The organism is Pseudarthrobacter sp. YAF2 (genome assembly GCF_052113345.1).
Taxonomy (GTDB): Bacteria; Actinomycetota; Actinomycetes; order Actinomycetales; family Micrococcaceae; genus Arthrobacter.
Genome location: NZ_JBFRDA010000019.1, coordinates 100,504 through 123,448 on the forward strand (window position 1 = coordinate 100,504; position 22,945 = coordinate 123,448).

The 22,945-nt window shown below is 66.1% G+C and carries 20 protein-coding genes; 11 read left to right on the forward strand and 9 right to left on the reverse strand.

What is annotated here, in order from left to right; genetic code table 11:
* Window positions 1–26 precede the first annotated feature (26 nt).
* Window positions 27–998: a glycosyltransferase family 9 protein gene (locus tag AB4Y79_RS18410; RefSeq protein WP_441864876.1), complete on the reverse strand. Its 972-nt coding sequence runs from the start codon at window positions 996–998 to the stop codon at window positions 27–29.
* Window positions 995–2,134 carry a glycosyltransferase family 9 protein gene (locus AB4Y79_RS18415; RefSeq protein ID WP_441864879.1) on the reverse strand — a complete coding sequence of 380 codons (1,140 nt, stop codon included), beginning with the start codon at window positions 2,132–2,134 and terminating at the stop codon, window positions 995–997. Before AB4Y79_RS18415 ends, AB4Y79_RS18410 begins: the two co-directional genes overlap by 4 nt.
* Window positions 2,135–2,330: 196 nt before the next feature.
* Between AB4Y79_RS18415 and AB4Y79_RS18420 the strand changes: the two genes are divergently transcribed.
* The 5 genes from AB4Y79_RS18420 (at window position 2,331) to AB4Y79_RS18440 (ending at window position 6,954) form a co-directional block, all read left to right on the forward strand.
* Window positions 2,331–2,633, forward strand: coding sequence for a DUF4193 domain-containing protein (locus tag AB4Y79_RS18420; RefSeq protein WP_018761323.1), 303 nt, complete (start codon window positions 2,331–2,333; stop codon window positions 2,631–2,633).
* 162 nt (window positions 2,634–2,795) lie between these two features.
* Entirely contained in the window at window positions 2,796–3,536 is a 741-nt protein-coding gene (locus AB4Y79_RS18425; protein WP_441864882.1) for a M50 family metallopeptidase, read from the forward strand.
* Window positions 3,537–3,564: 28 nt separating this feature from the next.
* On the forward strand, window positions 3,565–4,653 hold the full coding sequence (locus AB4Y79_RS18430; RefSeq protein WP_441864885.1) for a glutathione S-transferase family protein: 1,089 nt from the start codon (window positions 3,565–3,567) through the stop codon (window positions 4,651–4,653).
* Window positions 4,654–4,698: 45 nt separating this feature from the next.
* Complete coding sequence (locus AB4Y79_RS18435) at window positions 4,699–5,808, forward strand: serine hydrolase domain-containing protein (RefSeq protein ID WP_441864888.1); 1,110 nt, start codon at window positions 4,699–4,701, stop codon at window positions 5,806–5,808.
* 93 nt (window positions 5,809–5,901) lie between these two features.
* Entirely contained in the window at window positions 5,902–6,954 is a 1,053-nt protein-coding gene (locus AB4Y79_RS18440; protein ID WP_441864891.1) for an FUSC family protein, read from the forward strand.
* 20 nt (window positions 6,955–6,974) lie between these two features.
* On the opposite strand, the gene AB4Y79_RS18445 is transcribed toward AB4Y79_RS18440, so the two are convergent.
* Genes AB4Y79_RS18445 through AB4Y79_RS18455 form a run of 3 tightly spaced genes read right to left on the reverse strand, consistent with a single transcriptional unit; the run spans window position 6,975 to window position 10,588 of the window.
* The gene (locus tag AB4Y79_RS18445; protein ID WP_441864893.1) at window positions 6,975–7,886 is read right to left on the reverse strand and encodes a MaoC/PaaZ C-terminal domain-containing protein; all 912 of its coding nucleotides are present in this window, start codon (window positions 7,884–7,886) and stop codon (window positions 6,975–6,977) included.
* The gene (locus tag AB4Y79_RS18450; RefSeq protein ID WP_441864895.1) at window positions 7,883–9,223 is read right to left on the reverse strand and encodes a 3-oxoacyl-ACP reductase; all 1,341 of its coding nucleotides are present in this window, start codon (window positions 9,221–9,223) and stop codon (window positions 7,883–7,885) included. The genes AB4Y79_RS18445 and AB4Y79_RS18450 overlap by 4 nt, the downstream gene beginning before the upstream one ends.
* Window positions 9,224–9,232: 9 nt before the next feature.
* Window positions 9,233–10,588 (reverse strand): acetyl-CoA C-acetyltransferase, encoded by a 1,356-nt coding sequence (locus AB4Y79_RS18455; RefSeq protein ID WP_441864898.1) that lies wholly within the window; start codon window positions 10,586–10,588, stop codon window positions 9,233–9,235.
* Between the two features lie 19 nt (window positions 10,589–10,607).
* Here AB4Y79_RS18455 and AB4Y79_RS18460 point away from each other — a divergent pair, with 19 nt between their 5' ends.
* A complete protein-coding gene (locus tag AB4Y79_RS18460) occupies window positions 10,608–11,378 on the forward strand; it encodes a TetR/AcrR family transcriptional regulator (protein WP_441864900.1) in 771 nt (256 codons plus the stop codon).
* Window position 11,379: 1 nt separating this feature from the next.
* Window positions 11,380–13,494 (forward strand): acyl-CoA dehydrogenase family protein, encoded by a 2,115-nt coding sequence (locus AB4Y79_RS18465; protein WP_441864902.1) that lies wholly within the window; start codon window positions 11,380–11,382, stop codon window positions 13,492–13,494.
* A gap of 92 nt (window positions 13,495–13,586) precedes the next feature.
* Here AB4Y79_RS18465 and glgA read toward each other — a convergent pair whose 3' ends face one another.
* Window positions 13,587–14,792 carry a glycogen synthase gene (gene glgA, locus AB4Y79_RS18470; protein ID WP_441864904.1) on the reverse strand — a complete coding sequence of 402 codons (1,206 nt, stop codon included), beginning with the start codon at window positions 14,790–14,792 and terminating at the stop codon, window positions 13,587–13,589.
* A 101-nt stretch (window positions 14,793–14,893) separates the two neighbouring features.
* On the opposite strand from glgA, the gene glgC reads away from it, so the two are divergent.
* The 3 genes from glgC to AB4Y79_RS18485 all read left to right on the forward strand — a co-directional run bounded on the left by glgC (window position 14,894) and on the right by AB4Y79_RS18485 (window position 18,334).
* The gene (gene glgC / locus AB4Y79_RS18475) at window positions 14,894–16,306 is read left to right on the forward strand and encodes a glucose-1-phosphate adenylyltransferase (RefSeq protein ID WP_441864906.1); all 1,413 of its coding nucleotides are present in this window, start codon (window positions 14,894–14,896) and stop codon (window positions 16,304–16,306) included.
* Window positions 16,307–16,393: 87 nt separating this feature from the next.
* Window positions 16,394–17,845: an SDR family NAD(P)-dependent oxidoreductase gene (locus AB4Y79_RS18480; RefSeq protein WP_441864908.1), complete on the forward strand. Its 1,452-nt coding sequence runs from the start codon at window positions 16,394–16,396 to the stop codon at window positions 17,843–17,845.
* An 18-nt stretch (window positions 17,846–17,863) separates the two neighbouring features.
* Window positions 17,864–18,334 (forward strand): pyridoxamine 5'-phosphate oxidase family protein, encoded by a 471-nt coding sequence (locus AB4Y79_RS18485; RefSeq protein ID WP_441864910.1) that lies wholly within the window; start codon window positions 17,864–17,866, stop codon window positions 18,332–18,334.
* A 46-nt stretch (window positions 18,335–18,380) separates the two neighbouring features.
* Here the strand turns inward: AB4Y79_RS18485 and AB4Y79_RS18490 are convergent, their stop codons facing one another.
* Genes AB4Y79_RS18490 through AB4Y79_RS18500 form a run of 3 tightly spaced genes read right to left on the reverse strand, consistent with a single transcriptional unit; the run spans window position 18,381 to window position 21,772 of the window.
* A complete protein-coding gene (locus AB4Y79_RS18490; protein WP_308930978.1) occupies window positions 18,381–19,232 on the reverse strand; it encodes a transglutaminase family protein in 852 nt (283 codons plus the stop codon).
* A complete protein-coding gene (locus AB4Y79_RS18495) occupies window positions 19,229–20,155 on the reverse strand; it encodes an alpha-E domain-containing protein (protein ID WP_018761308.1) in 927 nt (308 codons plus the stop codon). The genes AB4Y79_RS18490 and AB4Y79_RS18495 overlap by 4 nt, the downstream gene beginning before the upstream one ends.
* A 60-nt stretch (window positions 20,156–20,215) precedes the next feature.
* A complete protein-coding gene (locus tag AB4Y79_RS18500) occupies window positions 20,216–21,772 on the reverse strand; it encodes a circularly permuted type 2 ATP-grasp protein (protein ID WP_308930979.1) in 1,557 nt (518 codons plus the stop codon).
* 179 nt (window positions 21,773–21,951) lie between these two features.
* Here AB4Y79_RS18500 and AB4Y79_RS18505 point away from each other — a divergent pair, with 179 nt between their 5' ends.
* Window positions 21,952–22,944, forward strand: coding sequence for a YeiH family protein (locus AB4Y79_RS18505; RefSeq protein WP_441864953.1), 993 nt, complete (start codon window positions 21,952–21,954; stop codon window positions 22,942–22,944).
* The last annotated feature ends 1 nt before the right edge of the window (window position 22,945 follow it).

Below are 22,945 nucleotides of genomic sequence, written 5' to 3' on the forward strand. Positions count from 1 at the left end.
ATCAAAGCCGCCTAAATCCACAACACCTAAAACACTCCCAGACCCCTGATTGCTGCTATGACATCCGGCACCTGGACGGCCAGCAACGCCGGATCAGGCTGATCCGCGAACGTATCGCCGCGCCTCAGTTCAGCGCGTGTCAGAACAGTATGTGGCCCCGGTGGCGGACCCCAGATTTCCGGCGGCGCGGGCCCGAACAGGACCACGGAGGGGGTGCCGTACGCAGATGCGAGATGCGCAGCTCCCGTGTCTGCCGAGACCACCAGCCGCGCAGCAGCGATGGTGGCCGCAAACTCCCCCAGTCCGAGCCCACCTGCCAGCACTGAGGAGCCCGGGAGTCCAGCGAGGCGGCAGACTTCCCCGGCCCGGCCCCGCTCGGAGGTGCCACCGGTGAATACCACCCGGTGTCCCGCCGCTGCGAGCGCCGCCGCCACCGCTGCGAAGCGCTCCGCAGGCCACAGCCTGCTGCCGTAGGCGGCACCCACATGCAGGACGGAGGCACCGGGTACGGGGCTCGGAATCCGAGGCCGCTCGAGCTGCACGTCGAGTGGATCAGCTGTTATCCCATGCCATTCCAGGAGCCGGACCCAGCGTTCGCGCTCGTGAAGTTCCGGCCTCCATGGCGGACCATCCCGGTGGACGCTCCGGTGGGCAACGGTATACCGCGCCTTCAAGGCCTCGACCCGGCCTTGGCTTTCCGGGCCGCTGCCGTGCAAGTTGACAGCGACGTCCACCAGGCCAGGCTCCACCGCCAGTGGCTCGTCCAGGCCGTGCGTGGGCAACAGCTCATAGCCGCCCACCAGCTCCAGGGCTTCGACGAGCCACCCCTGCGCCGCGTACCGGAGCCGGTGCCCCGGATATGCCCTCCGGAGGGCTTTAAGAGCGGGTACCGCGACCAGCAGGTCTCCCAGCTTGAGGGCCCGCAGCACCAATAGCTCCGGCCGCTGACCGGTGGGGGTCTTCGCGCTGGATTCCGGGACCATTTCCGCGCCGTTCATGCGGCCTGCGTCGCGGACTTCTGGGCGTTGAGGCTGCGGACATCCTCGTAGACGTCACCCACCTCTATATCCGCAACCAGTGAGTCGTCGTGGGCGCAGCGCGGTGCGGTCCAGCCGACCTGCGTGATGTCGATGCCGCACGTGGGGCATGCCGTGGTCCACGAGGCGTGGACCCGGTGAAGGCTTCGGCCCAGGGCGCCTGCATTGATCACGTTTCCCACCCAATAAATTCCGACAGTGGGCACGCCGAGCGCCTGGGCCAGATGCCGCGGTCCGCTGTCATTTGCCACCACGACGTCAGCGTCCGCGAGGACGGCCACCAGTCCCGCCATATTGAGTTCCCCGGCGATTGAGTGGACTGCGGGCGCTGCAGCCAAGCGGGCTATCCGGTCAGCCAGTTCCCGCTCGCTGCTGTCCCCGATGAGGAGAACCCGTGAGCCGTCGGCCGCGCAGGCAGCTGCCAGCTGCGCAAATTTTTGCGTGGGCCAGCGACGGCGGGGGTCGGTTGCGCCCGGGTGGATCACTACGAGGGGGCCCCTATCGCGGCCGGCTGCTTCTGGGACAGCTCCGCCCACGGCGGGAACCAGCCGTGCTTCAAGGTCAACGGGAAAGGCGCCGGCGAATCCTGCCACCTCCAGGGCGCGGAGGGGTTCGTGTTGATAGTAGAGGTAGGGGACGGTCCGCTCCAGGTGTGCCGCATCCGGCGTGCGGGTCCCTACGGTGTGGCGGGCTCCGAGCCGTAACAGGAAGGGGTTTGAGTATCGTCCGCCACCATGGAGCTGGACGGCAAGGTCAAAGTTGCGGCTCCGCATGTCCGCGAAGAACGCCGCAAGCTCGTCGTGATCTTCGTCCCCGGGCCGCACTCCCTCGGCAAAGGGCAGGATCTGCACTTCATCCACAGGGCTTTCCACCGCCTCGAGCAGTGCACGGTGGATCGGCGTGCCCAGTAGCGTTATCGTCGCAGCCGGGTAGGCCGCCTTCAGGGCAGCCAAGGCGGGAACGGCGAACAGGAGGTCACCGAGCCCGCCTCCCCGCAGCACGGCAATATGGGATACGGCATCAAACTTCTCCAGTATCGGGCCAACGCCTGCACCGACCTGTTCCGAACCTCCGAACCGTGCGGTGGGTCCTTCCACGACAGCCCCTTCCATTGTCCAGAGGAGGCCCCCGCCGTCCTCTTCCTGCGCAACCCGACTCCGGCCGGTGGCCGGCGGCTGCTCCTTGAACATGTACCCAATCACCGGCGCCTATACGCTCCCTGTTGGGGAATACGGGCCTGATGCTGTACGTTTCATACCCGACAGCCAATCAAAGAAAAGAGAAGCACCTAAAGTGGCAACCGATTACGATGAACTGCGTTCCGACGTCAAGGAATCGCAGGACAACTCACTTGAGCAGCTCCAGTCAGCAAATGCTCCCGACGCCCGCAGTGTGGTGCAGGAGTTGGACGAGGCTGACGGGCTGGACGGCGCCGGCGTCCCTGGCGGCGAATTCGTCGCTGAGGAGCTCGTAGTCCAGGTCATTCCGCAGGCAGAGGACGAATTCACCTGCTACTCCTGCTTCCTGGTCCGGCACCGGTCCCAGATTGCCCGCCAGAAAGACGGCCACAGCTACTGCACCGAGTGCGAAGGCTAGGAGGCCGGCAAGTTTCGGCGGAAGCGCCGGGAATCTCCTGAACAACAACCGAGAGGCACGCCGCACAGGGCGTGCCTCTCGGTTTTAAAGCATTCGCCCAGACAAGGTGCGTAACGTGCGGTCAAGCACTTACGACGACGACCCGGCAGCCAGGAGGCAGCGTTGGACAGCGCAGCGAGCTTGTGGAACACCTTCGCAGCGGCCTTCACCCAGGCCCCCGTGCCCAATATCACCTGGGTAGAGATGCTGTTGTCCCTGGCAGCAGCAACGGCGCTGTCCATCCCGCGCCGATCCTGGCGCTACTTCGGGCTTCTCGCCACCGCCACCCACGAACTGGGCCACGCGTTTGCCGCCGTCACCTCGGGGCAACGGCTGTCCGGGATCCGGCTCCGCCTGGACCACTCCGGAACAACCACCACCTACAGCCGAAGCCGTCTGGCTGCTGCATGGTCGTGTTTCTGGGGCTATCCGGTCCCGGCCGTTGTTGGTGCGGCTTTCGTGTGGAGCGGGGTCACCGGGTGGGGTGCCGCAGCCATGGCGGTGAGCATGGTGGTGCTGGCCGGGTCCCTGCTTTTCCTTCGCAACCTTGCGGCTTTCCTCATTACGATCACCGCGATAGCCGGCGCTGCAGCGCTCACGTTCCTCGCACCGGCCGCCGTCGCCGGACACGCCGCCGTCATCCTCGGCCTTGCCCTGCTCGTGGCCGCGGTCCGGGACCTGGCCAAACTCACCCACGTCCACCTCCGGCGTCGCGACCGCCTGGCGACTTCCGACGCCTACCTGCTGTACCGCGCCACCTCCGTACCGTCCGCCGTCTGGATAACAATCTTCAGTTTCCTCGTCGCCGGATCATGGCTTGCGGCCTGGTTTCCGGTCTCGCAGATCCTTCTTGGCGGGACCTAGGGTGTCCGGTGGCGCATACGCTAAGAGGATGAGCGATGAAACGGACAGCACTCCCACAGCGGCGGAAGACGCCACCGTGCACAGCACCCGAGGCGCCTATGTGACCGGCGGCGCCGGGTTTACCCGTGATACCAACTACATCGAGGACCGCATTACCAAGGACGCCGCGCCCGGCAGCAACGGAGAGCACGGCTGGCCCGTGGAAGCAGGACGGTACCGGCTCATTGCCGCCAGGGCTTGCCCGTGGGCAAACCGGACCGTCATAGTCCGCAGGCTGCTTGGCCTCGAAGACGCCATCTCCCTGGGCCAGCCCGGACCCACCCACGATGCCCGGTCCTGGACCTTCGACCTCGACCCGGGCGGCGTGGACCCCGTCCTGGGCATCGAACGCATCCAGGAGGCCTACTTCAAACGCTTCCCCGGCTATCCGCGGGGCATCACCGTCCCCGCCATCGTGGACATTGCAACCGGAGAAGTTGTGACCAACAACTTTCCGCAGATTACCCTCGACTTTTCGACCGAATGGGTGGAGTTCCACCGGCCGGGCGCACCGAAGCTCTATCCCGGGCACCTCCGCGAGGAGATCGACCAGGTCAACAAGCGTGTGTTCACCGAAGTCAACAACGGCGTGTACCGCTGCGGCTTCGCCGGCTCACAGGAGGCCTACGATTCAGCCTACGACCGCCTGTGGACCGCGCTGGACTGGCTGGAAGAGCGGCTCTCACACCAGCGGTACCTCGTGGGCGACACCATCACCGAAGCGGACGTACGCCTGTTCACCACATTGGCCAGGTTCGATCCCGTCTACCACGGCCACTTCAAATGCAACCGCCAGAAGCTGAGCGAGATGCCGCACTTGTGGGGTTACGCGCGGGACCTGTTCCAGACTCCCGGATTCGGCGACACCATCGACTTTGTCCAGATCAAGCGGCACTACTACATCGTGCACGAGGACATCAACCCCACCGGCATTGTCCCCTCGGGGCCGGACCTCCGCGGATGGTTGGAAGACCACGGCCGCGAGTCCCTGGGCGGACGGCCCTTCGGAGACGGTACTCCGCCGGCACCGGTGCGGCCGGGCGAGGAAGTGGCGCCCGGACACGGGGCAGAGGGCTAGGCGGAAAGCGCCCACAGGAAATCGCTTTCCCTTATGCTGGGAGGCATGCAAACTTCCCTAGGCTTCGTTGCACCCGGATACGGGAACGTGCTGGCGTTGTTCGAGTCGCTGCTCGCTGAGGACCCCCACTACAGTGCCCAGCTTGCCGCGTATCAAGGCTCCCGCCAGGTGGTCCGGCTGACTGGAGGCCCGGACATGGCGCCTGACACCGTGACGGGAGCCTACTCCTGCTCCAAAGGGGTCGGCGCAATGGTCATCGCACTGCTGGTCCAGGACGGCCTCCTCGATCTGGACAGGACGGTGGCCCATTACTGGCCGGAATTCGCCGTCCATGGCAAAGACCGGCTGCTCGTCAGGGAAGCACTGTCCCATCAGGCCGGGCTGACGGGAATCGACGGCGGCTTTGGCCTTGCCGAGTTCACCACGTCCGAAGCTGCGGCGCGGCTCGCTGCTGCCCCTCCCCTGTGGCAGCCCGGGCGGCAGTTCGGATACCACGCCCTCACCATCGGTATCCTGATGGAGGAGCTGTGCCGCCGCACGGCGGGCGAGCCATTGCAGGCTATCTATGACCGCAGGATCCGGACGCCCCACGGCGTGGACTTCTTCCTCGGCCTGCCCGAAGAACTGGAACCGCGCTACCGGGACGTCCTCTACCAGGACGCCCCGGACCAGGACTGGGTGGACCCGCTCAGCCTGGAAGGCATTAACGGCAACGCACCCGTCAGCACCATCATGGAGCTGCCGAACATCCGCGCCGTCCGCGCAGCAGGCATGTCGGCCGCCGGTGGGGTCGGGTCCGCTGACGGGTTGGCCCGCCTGTATGCGGCGGCAACAACCGGCGTCGACGGCGGCCGGCCCTTCCTCTCGGTCCCAACCATCGAGGCAATGTCCCGGGAGCAGGTGTGGGGCCTGGACCGTTCTTCGGGACTCGACAACGCGTTCGCCGTCGTCTTCATGAAACCGCACCCGTCACGGAACTTCGGCAGCCACCGCGCCTTTGGCCATGAGGGAGCCAACGCCGCGCTCGGCTTTGCCGACCCCTCCTACGGCCTTGGCTTCGGCTACATCCCCCGGCGCCAAGAGGAGGGGCGGACACCGGGGCGGGCCCACCGGCTGGCCACTGAGGTGCGGCGTTCAGCGGCCGGCTTGTCCTGACGGGGTACCGGCCCTACTGTGGTCCGGATGGGCAATACTCAAGCACGACCGGACGCACGGTGGGCTCGGGGGACCCAACTTCTCAAACGCTCGGTGGAGGGAATCTCTGCCGCCTTCGCAGCACAACGGCTGCAGCTGGCGGCCAAAGCCGCGCTCGCCGCGGGTGTAGCCTTCACGATCGCTCCACTCATGCCGGGCGCGGCGTCCCACTACACGTACTATGCGCCACTGGGCGCCCTTGTGGCCATGTACCACAACGTCGCCGGTTCGGTGCGGAACGGTCTTCAGGCCATCGCAGGTTTGGCGGTAGGGATAGGCCTGGCCTTCATCCTGGTCAGCATTTCCGATCCCTCCCCCCTGACGGTGGCTCTCTTCATGGGCGTCGGGGTGCTCTTGGGCGGCCTGCCCGGCATCGGTTCCGGCAGTGACTGGATCCCGACGGCGGCGCTCCTGGTTTTGCTGGTCGGCGGCAGGAATGCCGAGGACTTCTCCTACGGGTACCTCCTGCAAATGGCCGCCGGCGTGGCGGTGGGCATCGCCGTAAACTTCCTGATCTTTCCACCACTGCACCTGAATGCGGCCGCCACCAGCCTGGCAGAGCTCAGGCGCGCCCTTGGCAGGCAGCTGACCGATATGGGAGCAGCCCTCACGGAGAAGTGGCCGCCGGAGCATGAAGAATGGTCGCGCAGGTCAGAGGAGCTTTCCGACGCGGCGAGATCGGTGCGGCACCTGGTCAAAGAAGCTGACGCCAGCCGGCGCGCCAACCCGCGGCGAAAGCTGCACCCGAGGGACATCGACAAGGACTACCGCGACCTGCAGAATCTGGAGCAGGTCACTTTCCATATCCAGGACATGACCGATGTGCTTTCCGACGTGATTTGGAACAGCGACCTGCCGTATGACATCCCCCTGGAGGACACCAAACCGCTGGCCGAAGCCATTACGGCGACCGGAGAGATGCTGTCCACCAACGAAGAGGGTGAAGACAACGGGCGTCAGGGCAGGTACGACGCCGCCAAGGTGGCAGTGGAAGCCTGCATGGCCGCCACCACCGCCAGGCAGGCGGAGAAGGGGACCGTCCCCGCCTCCGAATCGGTCCTCCTGAGCCTGCACCGCATCCTGCGCGCCGTCAGGCCAAAGGACTGATCCGGCTGGCTCCCCAACGCCTACAGCGCTGAAACTGTGCCACCGAAGTGGCGCCGCCCTGAACGTGGATTCCACGCGACGAAGCGTGAATGCTTCCACGCCCCCGTTGCGGCCTGGTCCGTACTGATCTCCAATGCCACCCTGCACGGCAGGAAGACCGGCGCTTCAAAATCCACGTCCCAGCTGAAGGAGTCACCGCGGGACGGCCCGACGTCCGCGAGGGCACGCGAGGCGAGGTACATCCCGTGGGCTATCGACCGCCTCATCCCGAGCGCCTTGGCCGACAACACGCTCAGGTGTATCGGGTTGAAGTCACCGGACACGGCAGCGTAAGCACGGCCCGTGTCCACCCCCAGGTGCCACAGAGCCGTTGGGGCGGGAGCCGTGAAATCCGGTTTCTGCGCGGCGGCGGAGGGTTTGTCGATGCCGGGAAGGAACACCCCCTTGGCAAGGTAGGTGGAGACCCCCCGCCAGCAAATGTCCGCCGAGCCCGCGCGACGCACCTCTGCCACCACATCCACCTGCGTCCCCGCCCGGTGGCCCCGAAGGTCCTCCACCCTGGCGGTTACGTCAAGGACGTCCGTGAAAACCAGCGGCGTTCTCTGCTCAACACTGTTGCGCAGGTGGATCATCCCCAACAGGGGCAGCGGGAAGTCGTCCCGGTTCATGACGCTCATGGCCAGTGGAAAAGCCAAGGCATGGATGAAGCCGGCAGGCAGTACGTCGCTGGCGGTCTCGCCGATCAGGTGCTGGTACGCCGTGAGGTTTCCAACGTCCACCGTGACGCCCCTGACTTCGTGGCTCTCGGCAGGAAGATCGGCCGAGTCATGCGTTCCAAGAAGCCTTTGACGTGCTGCCTGGGCGGCGGCGTTGACGTACAGCTTGGACAGCGACGGCATCTCACCGAGGATCACTGGTTGCTGGAGTGTCATGCCCCCACCAGGTTTTGCCCGCACACCCGCAGCACCTCTCCGTTGATTCCGCCCGCGGCGTCGCTGGCCAGGAATGCGATGGTTTCCGCCACGTCCGTGGGGAGGCCACCCTGCTGCAGTGAGTTGAGCCTGCGCGCCACTTCACGGACGGCAAAAGGAATCCGCGCGGTCATCTCGGTTTCAATGAACCCGGGCGCGACGGCGTTGATGGTGCCGCCGTTGGCGGCGAGCAGCGGAGCGGTGGCCCGTACCATGCCCATGACGCCGCCTTTGGAGGCGGCGTAGTTCGTTTGTCCCCTGTTGCCGGCGATGCCGCTGGTGGAGGCAACGGACACGATCCGCGGTGATGAGCGGAAGTGGTCCGAAGCCAGCAGGGCTTCGTTGATCCGGAGCTGGGCCGCGATGTTGATGTTGATGACCGAGTTCCACCGCGCCTTGTCCATGTTGGCCAGCAGTTTGTCCCGGGTGATCCCGGCATTGTGCACCACAATATCCAGGCGGCCATGCCGCTGCGCTGCATGCTCGAGGATCCGCCCGCCAGCGTCCGCGCCGCTGATATCCAGCTGCAGGGCCGTGGCCCGCACCTCGTTGGCCACGGCCGCCAGCTGGTCCCCCGCCGTCGGAATGTCGACAAGGAGCAGTGTGGCTCCGTCGCGGTGCAGTGTCCGTGCAATTTCGGCGCCGATTCCCCTGGCGGCGCCGGTCACCACGGCGATTTTGCCCGACAGCGGCTTATCGGGGTTCACGGGAAGCTCACCGTCTTGCGAGGAGACTTTCAGGAACTGCCCGTCAACGAACGCCGATCGGCCGGAAAGGAAGAACCTGATGGCGCCCAGTGCGCTGGGGCTCGTGGAGGTGGTGCCCTCCGAGAGGAGGACACCGTTTGCTGTGGCACCCGCCCGCAGCTCTTTGGCCAGGGACCGCAGAAAACCGTCGACGCCTTGGCGGGCAGCCGCGGCCGCAGGGGAAGGTGCGTCGGCTGCAGGCCGGGACACCGTAATGATCCGGCCGCCGGCGCGCAGGTCCCGCAGTGAGCCTGCGGCGGACAATACCGGCTGCTCCAGGTCCGTCGGATGCTCCAGCTCGTCGAGGACCAGGATGATGGCGCCCAGCTTTTCGGCCGGAACGGCGTGCCTCCGGACGTCAAGGTCCCAGGACAACAATTCGTTGGCGAGGCTGTCAGCCCCTGGAGTGTTTCCCACGACGACGACAGGGCCAACGACCAAAGGTTGTCCGGGCTGGTAGCGGCGGAGCACTGCGGGCTGCGGCAGCCCGAGCTTCCTGGCCACCTTGCGGCCCACGCCGCTGTTAACCAGCTGGGTGTAAGTATCCGTCATGACTGCCCCCTACACAGATTCCAGAACCGCGACGACGCCCTGGCCGCCGGCCGCACACACAGACACCAGGCCCCGGGCGGGCCGCCCCTCCACGGCTGCCTTCGCGTGGAGCATCTTGGCCAGCGTACCCACGATCCGTCCGCCGGTGGCGGCGAAGGGGTGACCCGCTGCCAGCGATGATCCGTTGACGTTGAGGCGTGAACGGTCGATGCTGCCGAAAGCGCCGTCCAGTCCGAGCCGGGTCCGGCAGAATTCCTCGTCCTCCCACGCCGCAAGCGTGCTGAGGACCGTGGCCGCGAAGGCTTCATGGATTTCGAAGAAGTCGAAGTCCGCCAAAGTCAGGTTCTGCCGGGCCAGGAGCCTGGGCACTGCGAATGCGGGGGCCATCAGCAGGCCGTCCTTGCCGTGCACAAAATCCACGGCTGCCGCCTCGGCGTCCACCACGGCCGCCAGTTTGGGCAGGTCGCGGGCATCGGCCCAGTCATCGGAGGCGAGGAGGACGGTGGAGGCGCCATCGGTCAACGGCGTGGAGTTGCCCGCCGTCATGGTGGCGCCGGCGCCGAGGTTCCTGCCGAACACAGGCTTCAACGACGCCAGTTTTTCCAATGAGGTGTCAGCGCGCAGGTTGCCGTCCCGCGTCAGTCCACGGTAGGGCGTCAGCAGGTCATCGAAGAAACCTGACTCGTAGGCGGCCGCGAGGTTCCGGTGACTGTTCAGCGCCAGTTCGTCCTGCGCTTCGCGGGAAATCTTCCACTGCGCAGTGGTCAGGGCCTGGTGCTCTCCCATGGACAGGCCTGTGCGCGGTTCCGCCGTGCCGGGCGCCAGCGGGGCCAGGTCCTTTGGCCGGAGGCGGCTCAGGATCTGGAGGCGCTGGGGAAGCGTTTTGGCGCGGTTAAGGTCAAGGATGATGTCGCGGAGCCCCTCGCTGACCACCACGGGAGCATCGGATGCTGAATCCACGCCGCCGGCTATGGCGGAATCGATCTGTCCCAGCTTGATCTTGTTGGCCAGGCCCACCACTGTCTCCAAGCCGGTGGCGCAGGCCTGCTGGAGGTCGTACACCGGCGTTTCGGCGGACAGGGCAGATCCAAGGACGGCTTCCCGGGTGAGGTTGAAATCCCTGGAGTGCTTGAGGACGGCGCCTGCGGCAACCTGTCCGATGCGTTCGTCCTGGAGGCCGAAGCGTGCGATCAGGCCGTCGAGGGCCGCGGTCAGCATGTCCTGGTTGGAAGACTTCGCGTAGGCGCCGCCGGACCGCGCAAAGGGAATCCTGTTGCCGCCGACTATCACCGCCCTGCGGGGTGCGGAAACTGCTGCTCGAACTGATTCATCAGGTGCTGGCGTGGACTGTCCGTCTATGGACATGGGTGGCTCCTCTGCTCACATGCGGTTACCGATACCCAGCGTACCTGATACGCTGGGTATCGTGAATTTCCGTAATGCCCGCCTGCCGCTCACCGTTGGACTGCCGTCTGCCGCCAGTCCAGACGGCCGTTCCGCACGCTGGCAGAGCCACCGCGAGGAGCGGCGCCGGGAGCTGATCAAGCAGGCCCGCAGGGCAGTCCATGCGCTGGGCAGCGACGCGTCCATGGAAGAAATCGCCACGGCGGCCGGAACCTCGAAATCCGTGTTCTACCGCTATTTCGGGGACAAAGCCGGCCTGCAGCAGGCGGTGGGAGAAGTGGTCCTGAGCCAAATGCAGAACCGCATCAAGGAAGCAGCGCAGAGTGCCGTTACTCCGCGGGAAGGGTTGCTGGCGATGGTCTCGGCCTACCTGCAGATGGCAGACACCAGCCCCAGCGTTTATGCGTTCGTCACCAGCTACTCCCCCGGCGAGGCCGCAGTCCCTGCGCCTGCGGCGACAGGGGCCGGCGCCCTGGGCCACTTCTTCGATGCCATTGCGGACATGATCGCCACGCCGATGCGCTCCCACCTGGGTGATGTCGGGGAAGCCATCATCGACTTCTGGCCCCGGGCGGCAATCGGCCTGGTGCGGAACGCCGGCGAGCAGTGGCTCAGCACACCGGACTCCCCCACCAAGCCAAGCCAGGAAACCATGGCCCGCCACATCACGGCATGGCTGTGTGTTGGCATAGCCCCGGAACTCACGTCTGCCCCACCGACCACCAAGTTATCCGCCAAAGAAGGACTGTGACATGACTGACGTAGTGGACCGCACCGCCCGCAAAGGGCTCCGCTCCCCGGCAACCCCGGCAGCCAAACCCATGGCCTACGCCCCCGCACCCGCCATCGACGTCGCGGCCCTGGGCCGGCAACTCCTGGGAAAGTGGGCCGACGTGCGGCTCCAGGCAAGGGACCTGGCTGCACGCCCGGAACTGCACAAGATCGAAGGCCTGACACACACGGACCACCGCGAGCGGGTATTCGGCCAGCTCAACTACCTGGTGGACAACGAAGCCGTCCACCGGGCATTCCCGGCGGAACTGGGCGGCTCTGACGACCACGGCGGAAACATCGCCGGGTTCGAGGAGCTGGTCGTGGCAGACCCGTCGCTGCAGATCAAGGCGGGGGTCCAGTGGGGTCTCTTTGGATCCGCCGTGATGCACCTGGGAACGGGCGAACACCACGCCAAATGGCTGCCGGGCATCATGAACCTGGACATCCCCGGCTGCTTCGCCATGACGGAGACAGGCCACGGCTCGGATGTGGCCAGCATCGCCACCACGGCCACCTACGATCCCGATACCGAGGAATTCGTCATCCATACCCCGTTCCGCGCGGCGTGGAAGGACTACATCGGCAACGCCGCCACGGACGGACTGGGCGCAGTGGTGTTTGCCCAGTTGGTGACCCGCGGGGTCAACCACGGCGTCCACGCACTCTACGTCGACCTGCGGGACCCGGACACCAAGGAGTTCCTGCCCGGCATCGGCGGCGAGGATGATGGCATCAAGGGCGGCCTTAACGGGATCGACAACGGCCGCCTGCACTTCACCAACGTCCGCGTCCCGCGCACCAACCTACTGAACCGGTACGGCAACGTCGACTCCGACGGAACCTATACGTCCCCAATTGCAAGCCCCGGCCGCCGCTTTTTCACCATGTTGGGAACGCTGGTCCAGGGCCGCGTGTCCTTGGACGGCGCCGCCGTTGCCGCCTCCAAGCTGGCTTTGAAAGCGGCCATCCAGTACGCCACCGAACGCCGCCAGTTCAACGCGTCCTCCCACACGGACGAAGAAGTCCTGCTCGACTACCAGCGGCACCAGCGGCGGCTGTTCACCCGGCTGGCCACCACATATGCTGCCGGCTTTGCCCACGAGCAGCTGCTGCAGAAGTTCGACGACGTCTTCTCCGGCGCGCACGATACAGACGCGGACCGCCAGGACCTCGAAACCCTGGCGGCGGCGCTGAAGCCGCTGAGCACCTGGCACGCCCTGGACACCCTGCAGGAATGCCGCGAGGCATGCGGCGGTGCCGGGTTCCTGATCGAGAACCGGTTCGCCTCGCTCCGGGCCGACCTTGACGTCTATGCAACGTTCGAGGGCGACAACACCGTGCTGCTGCAACTCGTGGCCAAGCGCCTGCTCGCTGACTACGCGAAAGAATTCCGGAACGTGGACTTCGGCGTACTGGCCCGCTACGTGGTGAACCAGGCGGCAGGCGCCGCGGTCCACCGCACCGGCCTGCGCCAAGTAGCGCAGTTCGTCGTGGACACCGGGTCAGTCCAGAAGGCCGCGATCGCCCTCCGCGACGAGGAAAGCCAGCGCGCGCTCCTCACCGACAGGGTGCAGACCATGGTGGCGGAGGCCGGCGCCGCGCTCAAGGGCAGCAAGCGGCTCCCGCAGGACAAGGGTGCCGCCCTGTTCAACAGGCACCAGAACGAACTCATCGACGCCGCCCAGGCACACGCCGAGTTGCTGCAGTGGGAGGCTTTCACCGAGGCGCTACAGCAAGTGGCGGATCCGGGGACCCGGACTGTCCTGACCTGGTTGCGCGACCTCTTCGGCCTGTCACTGATTGAGAAGAACCTGTCCTGGTACCTCATGAACGGGCGCCTTTCCATGCAGCGGGCGCGGACCGTGGGCGGATACATCAACCGGCTCCTGGAAAAGATCCGCCCGCATGCCGTGGACCTGGTGGACGCTTTCGGCTATGGCGAGGACCACGTCCGCGCAGCCATCGCCACGGGCGCCGAAAAAGTGCGGCAGGACGAGGCCAGGGCGCACTTCCGGAACCAGCGCGCCAGCGGGCAGGCTCCCGTGGACGAGAAGGTCCTTATCGCGAAGACCGCGGCCGGCCGAAAGGGCTGACCCGCGGACCGCGCCTCTCTGCGGAGAAACAACGACGGCGCCGCTCCCCGTGGAAGGGGAGCGGCGCCGTCGTTGTTTCTGCTGTGGGGCACTCAGCTGGAAGCGGGCAGCACGGAGCGGTACACCTCAAGGGTGGTCTCGGTGATGGATTCCCAGGAGAAGTGCTTCTCGGCACGTTCCCGGCCGGCCTGCCCCATTACACGGGCACGCTCGGGATCGGACACCACCTCAGTGAGGGCTGCCGCGAACTCCTTGACGAACTTCTCCGGATCCAGGGGTGTTCCGGTCCCGTCCGTGACCTGTTCCAGGTCCACCAGCAGCCCGGTCCTGCCGTGCTCCACCACCTCCGGAATACCGCCGGTGGCGCTGGCCACCACCGCTGCTCCGCAGGCCATCGCCTCGAGGTTCACGATCCCGAGGGGTTCGTAGATGGAGGGGCACGCGAATGCGGTGGCGTGGCTGAGCACCTGGATGAGCTCGTGCCGCGGCAGCATCCGCTCGATGAGGACCACGCCAGTGCGCTGCTTTTGCAGGTCTTCGATCAGGGCGGCGGTTTCCGCTGCGAGCTCCGGAGTGTCCGCCGCACCCAGGCACAGGACCAGCTGAACGTCGGCGGGAAGCTTCGCGGCTGCCCGCAGGAGGTAGGGGACGCCCTTTTGCCGCGTGTTTCTTCCCACAAAGACAACGCTCGGCTTGGCGGGATCGATGCCCAAGGCGCGGACAGCGTCGTCGTTTTCGTCACGCTGCCACAGCTCGACGTCAATGCCGTTGTGGACCACCCGGACCTTCTCCGGGTCCACGTTGGGGTAGCTGCGCAGGATGTCCTGCCGCATGCCCTCCGAAACGGCGATGATTGCAGCCGCAGCCTCGTACGCCGTCTTCTCCACCCATGATGAGAGGGCGTAGCCGCCGCCGAGCTGTTCGGCTTTCCAGGGTCGCAGCGGTTCAAGGCTGTGGGCACTGAGAACGTGCGGAATTCCGTGGAGCAGGGACGCCAGATGCCCCGCCATGTTGGCGTACCAGGTGTGCGAATGGACCACGTCGGCGCCCTGGACATCCGGCACAATGCGGAGGTCGACGCCCAGGGTCTGCACGGCAGCGTTGGCCCCGCCGAGGTCCTCCGGCACCTGGTAGGACGTCACCGCCGCCCCGTGGTAGTCAGCGTCGCGTGGCGCCCCGAAAGCACGAACCTGCAGGTCAACGTGCTTACTAAGCACCCTGCTCAATTCGGCGACGTGCACCCCGGCGCCACCGTAGATCTCCGGCGGAAACTCTTTAGTCACAATGTCTATACGCACAAGACCCAAGGTAGTCCTTCACGCATAACTGTTCTAGTGTGAAGGAGTCCGGGTGGACCGGACTGTCTTGGGAGTTACGAAGGCGTACAGGAGCGACCACCATGCCGTTGAATAAGAAAGTCCTGGCCATTGTCCTCGCAGGCGGCGAGGGAAACAGGCTGATGCCACTGACGGCAGACCGGGCCAAACCCGCCGTGCCTTTTGCCGGCAGCTACCGCCTCATCGATTTTGCGTTATCCAACCTTGTGAATTCCCGCTACCTGCAGATCGTCGTCCTGACCCAGTACAAGTCCCACAGCCTTGACCGCCACATCTCCGAGACGTGGCGCATGTCCACCCAGTTGGGCAACTACATCGCTTCCGTGCCTGCCCAGCAGCGCGTGGGCAAAAGCTGGTTCCTTGGCAGCGCCAACGCCATCTACCAGTCCCTGAACCTCATCCAGGACGCCAACCCCGACATCGTCGTCGTGGTCGGCGCGGACCACGTATACCGCATGGACTTCGCCCAAATGGTCGCCCAGCACGTGCACAGCGGTGCCAAGGCCACGGTCGCGGCAGTCCGGCAGCCGCTGCACATGGCGGATCAGTTCGGCGTCATCGAAGTGGACCAGAACGACTCCCAGAAGATCGCCGCGTTCGTCGAGAAGCCGGCCAGCACTCCGGGGCTTGCCGCGGACCCCTCCCAGTTCCTCGCCTCCATGGGCAACTACGTGTTCGACGCCGACGCCCTGGTGGCAGCCCTGCATGTGGACGCCGAGCGGCTGGACACCAAGCACGACATGGGCGGCGACATCATCCCCTACTTCGTCAACCAGGGCGAAGCCGGGGTCTACGACTTCACGCTCAACGATATTCCCGGCTCCACCGAACGCGACCGCACCTACTGGCGAGACGTGGGCACCATCGACTCGTTCTATGACGCCCACATGGACCTCATCTCCCCGATGCCGGTGTTCAACCTCTACAACTCCGAGTGGCCCATCTACACGCGCCAGAGCATCTCGCCGCCCGCAAAGTTCGTCCGGGGCGACAACAACACCGTCGGAACGGCCCTTGACTCCATCGTGGCCAGCGGCGTGGTCATCTCCGGTGGCATTGTGGAAGGCTCGGTCCTGTCCAACGACGTCTATGTAGCCACCAGCGCCAGGGTCACGGACTCGGTCCTGATGGACAAGGTGCAGGTTGGGGCGGGTGCTGTGATCAACCGCGCCATTCTCGACAAGAACGTCAAGGTACCGGCGGGGTCAGCGATCGGCCTGGACCCGGACCTGGACCGGGCGCGCGGATTCAAGGTCACCGAATCCGGCATCACCGTGTTGGCCAAAGGCCAGGAAGTGCCGGAACCGGGCGAGGCCGAAAGGCAGCTGGCCGCCCAACACCTGGGGCTCCTGCCGAACGCCGTCAAAGCTGCAGCGGACCAGTACCCCGAGGTTCGCGAGACCGTAGGCAGGGTGGCGGAGACGCACGCGGCTGCTGTCGCGAAGGCGGCACCGGACGACGCCCGGGTTTCCTGACCGGAACCTGAAGGCAAGAACGTATTCCGCGGGCCGGAGCACCAGGACGGTGCTCCGGCCCGCGTCGTACGCTGTAAAATTTGGCTAATGAGCTCCCCCGATCTGACCCCTGAGGAAATCCAGGCCTGCCTCAAGGTCCTGAATACGATACACGCGTACGACGAGGAGCACCCCGACTATGTTTCGGTGCGCCGCGCCACCGGGAAGATGTTCAAAGCCGTCAAGCGCCACCGCCGGGTCACCAAGCGCGACTCCATTGCCGAAGCTGACAGGGCAGTCATCGCCCAGACCGCTACCGCTGCCCCGGACCGGATCGACGACGAAACCCGTGGCAACAAACTGGCTCCATCCGCTACCGGAAACATCGCGGGCCACCTCATCCGCTCACGCCCGTGCTATATCTGCAAGCAGCACTACACCCAGGTGGACGCCTTCTACCACCAGCTCTGCCCCGAATGCGCGGCCTTCAGCCACAGCAAGCGCGACGCACGCACCGACCTCACCGGACGGCGCGCACTGCTCACCGGCGGCCGCGCCAAGATCGGGATGTACATCGCCCTCCGGCTGCTCCGCGACGGTGCCCACACCACCATCACCACCCGGTTCCCCAAGGACGCCGCGCGCCGCTTCGCCGCCATGGAAGACAGCGCCGACTGGCTGCACCGGCTGCGGATCGTGGGCATCGACCTCCGTGATCCGGCCCAGGTGATGGCGCTGACCGACTCGCTTGACGAGGCCGGTCCGCTGGACATCATCATCAACAACGCGGCGCAAACGGTCCGGCGTTCCGGGAATGCCTACAAGCCGCTGGTGGATGCCGAAGATGAGCCGCTGCCCCTGGCACTGGAATACGCCAACGGCGGGCCGGAACTGCTGACCTTCGGCCACGCCCACGACAAGCACCCGCTGGCCCTGGCCGGCAGCGTCACCGAACACCCGGTCCTGGCCGGCGATGCCATCACGTCGCTTGCCCTGTCCACGGGTTCGGCGTCGTTGGAACGGATTGCGTCCGGAACGGCCATCGACGCCGGCGGCCTGGTCCCGGACCTGGCCACCATCAACAGCTGGACCCAAGTGGTGGACGAGGTGGATCCGCTGGAGATGCTCGAAGTCCAGCTCTGCAACGTGACGGCCCCGTTCCTGCTGGTCAGCCGCCTGCGGGGGGCGATGAAGCGCTCCACCGCACGGCGGAAGTACATCGTGAACGTCAGCGCCATGGAGGGGCAGTTCTCCCGCGCCTACAAGGGCCCCGGCCACCCCCACACCAACATGGCCAAGGCCGCGCTGAACATGATGACCCGCACCAGCGCACAGGAAATGCTGGACACCGACGGCATCCTGATGACCGCCGTGGACACCGGCTGGATTACCGACGAACGTCCCCACTTCACCAAGGTCCGCCTCATGGAGGAAGGCTTCCACGCTCCCCTGGATCTGGTGGACGGCGCCGCGCGCGTCTACGATCCCATCGTCATGGGCGAAAACGGTGAGGACCAGTACGGTGTCTTCCTCAAGGATTACAAGCCCAGCCCCTGGTGATGGGCGTATGCTCACGGCATGAGCAACGAGTCATCCAGCCAGGTGGAGAACCTGGAACACCACGATTGCTGGGCCTTGCTGCGGACAGTCTCCGTGGGCAGGCTCGCCGTGCTTGCGGACGGGCGGCCGGACATTTTTCCGGTCAACTACACAGTGGACGGCGGCACGCTGGTGTTCCGCACGGGCCAGGGCACCAAACTCTCCGCAGCAACCGGTGAGGACGCAGCAGTGGCCGTGGAGGCGGACGGCGTGGACCAGGACACGGGCCTGGCGTGGAGCGTCGTGATCAAGGGGACCGCCGCACTGGTCAAGAGCACCGAAGAACTACTCGACACCTCCCGCCTTTACCTGTTCCCCTGGCAGGCGGGACGCAAGGATGCCTTCGTGCGCATCACTCCGGACTCCATGACCGGCCGTCGTTTCAAGGTCACCGATCCGATGACCTGGTGGACACAGATCAGCAGTTCCGCTAGGACGGCACCGGAATAGGACGACGGCGGCGCACCCCCGGCCGTGATGGCCGGGGGCGCCGTGGTCAGGCGAGCTGGGTGATCTCGACGCTTACGTTGAGGGCGGACCCGCCACCGCCGGACAGGATTCCCTTCAGCGGAGGCACGTCGCGGTAGTCCCGGCCCCGCGCCACCGTGACGTGGAAGTCCCCGGCAGGCTTGTGGTTGGTGGGGTCCCAGCTGCGCCAGTCCCCGTCCCACCATTCCAGCCAGGCGTGCGACTGCCCGGCGACAGTCTCGCCGATCCCGGCACTGGACCGCGGGTGCAGGTATCCGGAGACGTAACGGGCAGGAATCCCGCAGCTCCGCAGTGCACCGATGGCAAGGTGGGCCAGGTCCTGGCAGACACCCTGGCGTTGGCCCCAAGCCTCTTCCGCGTTCGTGGTGACGGCGGTGGAGCCGGACATGTACGTCATCTCGCCGCGCATCCAGGCAAAGACCGCCATGGCGGCCTCGTGCGGGTTCTTGCCGGCCACGACGTCGGGAACAATGCCCAGCACTTCCTCCCCGGGGCCGCTCAGCCGGGACTGCGGCAGCCAGTCGCTGAAGGTGTTCAGGGTGTCCGGCGACGCCAGAACGTCCCACCCCACGATGTCCGCCTCGGTGGGGATCTTTTCCGCCCGGTGCACTTCGACAGTGATATTGGAAACCACCTCAAGGTGCTCGTGCGGCATCTGCATGTCAAAGGCCGTGACCCGGGTCCCCCAGTAGTCACGGTAGGTGCTGACGGCTGCTTGCGACGGGGACACCTTGACCACGGATTCCAGCACTACCTGCTGGGAGTCAGTCAGCGGCGTCATCCGGGCCTCGTTGTAGGACAGCGTCACCCGCTTGTTGTACTTGTAGGCCGTCCTGTGGACGATGCTCAACCGTGTCATGACACTTCTCCCACCCAGGCAAGTTCGTCCGCCTGATTGAAGTACTTACGGGAAATGGCGTCCGAGGCCTGCGACACGGCCTTCTGCACCCGCTCCATATGCTCGGGCAGCTCGGACATGAGGTCATCGGTCCGGTGGAACTCAAGGAAGGTCCGGGCCTGGCCGACGATGCGGCGGGCGTCATTGATGAAGCCCACGCGCTGCGCTGACGGATCAAGCTTGGCCAGGCACTCGTCGGCATCGCGCAACGCGTAGACGATGGATCGCGGGAACAGCCGGTCCAGAAGGAGGAATTCGGCCGCGTGCTGGTCACCGAACGCCGCGCGCCGGGTACGCAGGAAGGATTCGTAGGCTCCCGCGCAGCGGAGCATGTTGACCCAGGACATGCCCGCAGAGAGCACGTCGCGGGTGGACAGCATCCGGGCCGTCATGTCTGCGCGTTCCAGGGACCGGCCCAGGACCAGGAAGAGCCAGCTTTCGTCGTGGCTGACCGTGGTGTCGGCCAGGCCGCTGACCATGGCCGTGCGTTCCAGGGTCCAGTTGCAGAAGCGGTAGGTGCCCACCACGTCCTTGCGGTGCTGGCTCAGCCCGTAGTAGGTGGTGTTCAGGCTCTCCCACAAACCGGACGAGACAGTTTCCCGCGCGCGGCGGGCATTCTCCCGGGCGGCACCGAGGGACCCGGCGATGGACGTGGCACTCGTCTTGTCATAGGCGAGGGCGTGCAGCAGCTCGGGCAGTCCAAAGTCTTCACTCTGCGGCCTGGCGCCCATGACTGCCAGGAGTTCCTGGGCTACGCTCCGGCGTTCCTCCATGGGGAGGTGGTTCAGGCGCTCCAGGTGCACGTCAAGGATGCGGGCGGTACCGTCGGCCCGCTCCACATAGCGGCCAATCCAAAACAAGGACTCGGCAATACGGCTAAGCATTCGCGGCTACCTCCTGCGCGTCCGGAACGTTGAAAGAAAAATGCCCGACGGTGGCGCGGCTCACTGCTGCTGCTCCGACTGGCGGTCCCGCCAGTTGCTTTCCACCGGCCACACGGAGACCCGTTCACGGACGGTGACCGACTGGCGGGGAACAGTTTCCACCGGCATCTGGGGTGAGTCTGCCAGGACCCAGGTGTCCTTTGACCCGCCGCCCTGGCTTGAATTGACGATCAGGGAACCTTCCTTCAGCGCCACGCGGGTGAGGCCGCCGGGAAGCACCCAGACATTTTCGCCGTCGTTCACGGCAAAGGGCCTCAGGTCCACGTGCCGCGGACCAAACTTGTCCCCGCCGAGGGTGGGAACGGTGGAAAGCTGCAGCACCGGCTGGGCGATCCAGCCGCGGGGGTCTGCGATGACCCGCTGGCGGAGGGCGTCCAGTTCATCCTTGGAGGCGTCGGGGCCGATGACCAAGCCCTTGCCGCCGGACCCGTCCACCGGTTTGACCACCAGATCGGCAAGGTTGTCCAAGGTGTACTCCCTGGCCTCCTTCTCCTCGAGGCGGAAGGTGTCCACGTTCGCGATGATGGGTTCCTCGCTGAGGTAGTAGCGGATCAGGTCAGGGACGTAACTGTAAACCAGTTTGTCGTCAGCCACGCCATTGCCCACGGCGTTGGCGATGGTGACGCCGCCGGCACGGGCGGCATTGACCAGGCCCGGGCAGCCGAGCATGGAATCGGAGCGGAACTGCAGCGGGTCCAGGAAGTCGTCATCGATCCGCTTGTAGATGACATCCACGCGCTGTTCACCCGCGGTGGTGCGCATGTAGACGCGGTTGCCGCGGCAGATGAGGTCGCGGCCCTCCACCAGTTCCACACCCATGAGCCCGGCCAGGAGCGTGTGTTCGAAGTAGGCGCTGTTGAATACGCCGGGGGTGAGGACGACGACGGTGGGATCGTCGACGCCGGCCGGTGCGGTTTTGCGCAGTGCAGACAGCAAGCGGCGGGGATACTCCTCGACGGGCCTGATGAGCTGCTGGCCGAAGGCTTCGGGCAGGCCCTTGGCCATCGCGCGTCGGTTCTCCAGCACATAGCTCACGCCGGAAGGGACACGGACGTTGTCTTCCAGGACGCGGAAGGTCCCGGCGGCGTCACGGACGACGTCGATGCCGGAAATGTGGACCCGGACCCCGCCGGCCGGTTCAAAGCCGTGGACCTGGCGGTGGAAGTGCGCACTGGTGGTCACCAGTTGGCGCGGGATGACGCCGTCGGACACGACGGTCATTTTGTCGTAAACGTCGTTCAGGAATGCCTCAAGGGCGCGCACGCGCTGGGCGACGCCCCGTTCCAGGACGTTCCACTCCGCGGCCGGGATGACGCGCGGCACGATGTCCAGCGGGAACGGCCGTTCCTCGCCGGCGTAGTCGAACGTGACGCCGCGGTCCAGGAAGGTGCGGGCCATCGAGTCCGCGCGCGCACTCACGTCCGCCAGCGAGAGCTTCCGGAGGGCGTCCGCGACCTGCCCGTACGAGTCCCTGGCCTGCTGGCCGGGGGCGAACATCTCGTCGTAGGCTCCGGTGCGGCCCGCGGCCTCGGAGTAATCCTGGAATAGGTCTGACATGTCCAATAGCCAACCATCTTTTTGTTTCGAATTCATTACTGCCATCCATTCTGGCGTGTTGGCACCGATGGCCCGGTTCGTACTTTACGGGCCTCTTCGGGCACAGTAGGTGAGTGCCAGACAGCAGAAGCCTCCCAGCGCCCGGCCACGGCGGTTCCCGGCACCCGCTGGTGCGATTCATCGCAGGCTTCCTGACCGCGGCCGCCGCCGTTGCTGCCGCGTTCCTTGTGCACGGACTGGTACCCGCGCTGCCTGCCATGACCATGGCTGTGGTCCTGGGCGTCCTCGCCGCCAACCTGCCCGGAACGGGTGCCTGGACTGCCGGCCGCGCCCGGCCGGGGCTGGACTTCGCCGGCAAGCATTTGATGCGTGCCGGGATCGTGGTCCTGGGCCTGAAGGTCAGCATCATGGACGTCCTTCACCTGGGGTGGGCGGCACTGGTCCTGATCGTGGCCGTCGTGGCCGCCGGTTTCGGCGGGACCTACGCCATCTCTCGACTCTTCCGGTTGCCGCCGGTGACATCACTCCTGGTGGCCACCGGGTTCTCCATCTGCGGCGCCTCGGCGATCGGCGCCATGGCCGCCGTCCGCCGCATCCGGCACGCTGACACCGTCCTGCCGGTTGCCCTGGTGACACTCTGCGGAACCCTGGCCATCGGGGTCCTCCCCCTGCTTTCCCATCCGCTGGGGCTTTCGGCGGCGGTCTTCGGCGCCTGGACGGGTGCCTCGGTGCACGATGTCGGCCAGGTGGTGGCCACGGCGCAAACCGCCGGAAGCGCGGCACTGGCGATCGCCGTCGTCGTCAAGCTCACCCGGGTCCTGCTGCTGGCCCCCGTTGCCGCGCTGGCGGGCGCGCACCACCGCCGCGGCACCCGGACCCAGGCGGCCGCGGACGGTTCGACGTCGAAAAGGCCGCCGCTGGTGCCGTTGTTTGTTTTGGGGTTCGTTGCCATGGTGGCGCTGCGTTCCACGGGCTGGCTGGCCCCCGGCTGGCTCGAGGCCGGAGCCACCGTGCAGGACATTCTCCTGGGCGCGGCTTTGTTCGGGCTGGGCTCGGCAGTGCGGATCCGCACCCTGCTGCACACAGGTGGGCAGGCGCTCCTGGCGGCCCTCGCCTCCTGGCTCCTTATTGCGGTGCTGGGCCTCGCTGCCGCCTTCGCGATCGCGGGCTGAG

Excerpts from the sequence above, each read along its gene's own strand:
- AB4Y79_RS18410 (WP_441864876.1), bottom strand. The coding sequence starts at position 998 with ATGAACGGCGCGGAAATGGTCCCGGAATCCAGCGCGAAGACCCCCACC.
- AB4Y79_RS18430 (WP_441864885.1), top strand. The coding sequence starts at position 3,565 with ATGAGCGATGAAACGGACAGCACTCCCACAGCGGCGGAAGACGCCACC.
- AB4Y79_RS18435 (WP_441864888.1), top strand. The coding sequence starts at position 4,699 with ATGCAAACTTCCCTAGGCTTCGTTGCACCCGGATACGGGAACGTGCTG.
- AB4Y79_RS18445 (WP_441864893.1), bottom strand. The coding sequence starts at position 7,886 with ATGACACTCCAGCAACCAGTGATCCTCGGTGAGATGCCGTCGCTGTCC.
- AB4Y79_RS18450 (WP_441864895.1), bottom strand. The coding sequence starts at position 9,223 with ATGACGGATACTTACACCCAGCTGGTTAACAGCGGCGTGGGCCGCAAG.
- AB4Y79_RS18455 (WP_441864898.1), bottom strand. The coding sequence starts at position 10,588 with ATGTCCATAGACGGACAGTCCACGCCAGCACCTGATGAATCAGTTCGA.
- AB4Y79_RS18460 (WP_441864900.1), top strand. The coding sequence starts at position 10,608 with ATGCGGTTACCGATACCCAGCGTACCTGATACGCTGGGTATCGTGAAT.
- AB4Y79_RS18465 (WP_441864902.1), top strand. The coding sequence starts at position 11,380 with ATGACTGACGTAGTGGACCGCACCGCCCGCAAAGGGCTCCGCTCCCCG.
- glgC (WP_441864906.1), top strand. The coding sequence starts at position 14,894 with ATGCCGTTGAATAAGAAAGTCCTGGCCATTGTCCTCGCAGGCGGCGAG.
- AB4Y79_RS18480 (WP_441864908.1), top strand. The coding sequence starts at position 16,394 with ATGAGCTCCCCCGATCTGACCCCTGAGGAAATCCAGGCCTGCCTCAAG.
- AB4Y79_RS18485 (WP_441864910.1), top strand. The coding sequence starts at position 17,864 with ATGAGCAACGAGTCATCCAGCCAGGTGGAGAACCTGGAACACCACGAT.
- AB4Y79_RS18490 (WP_308930978.1), bottom strand. The coding sequence starts at position 19,232 with ATGACACGGTTGAGCATCGTCCACAGGACGGCCTACAAGTACAACAAG.
- AB4Y79_RS18495 (WP_018761308.1), bottom strand. The coding sequence starts at position 20,155 with ATGCTTAGCCGTATTGCCGAGTCCTTGTTTTGGATTGGCCGCTATGTG.
- AB4Y79_RS18500 (WP_308930979.1), bottom strand. The coding sequence starts at position 21,772 with ATGTCAGACCTATTCCAGGATTACTCCGAGGCCGCGGGCCGCACCGGA.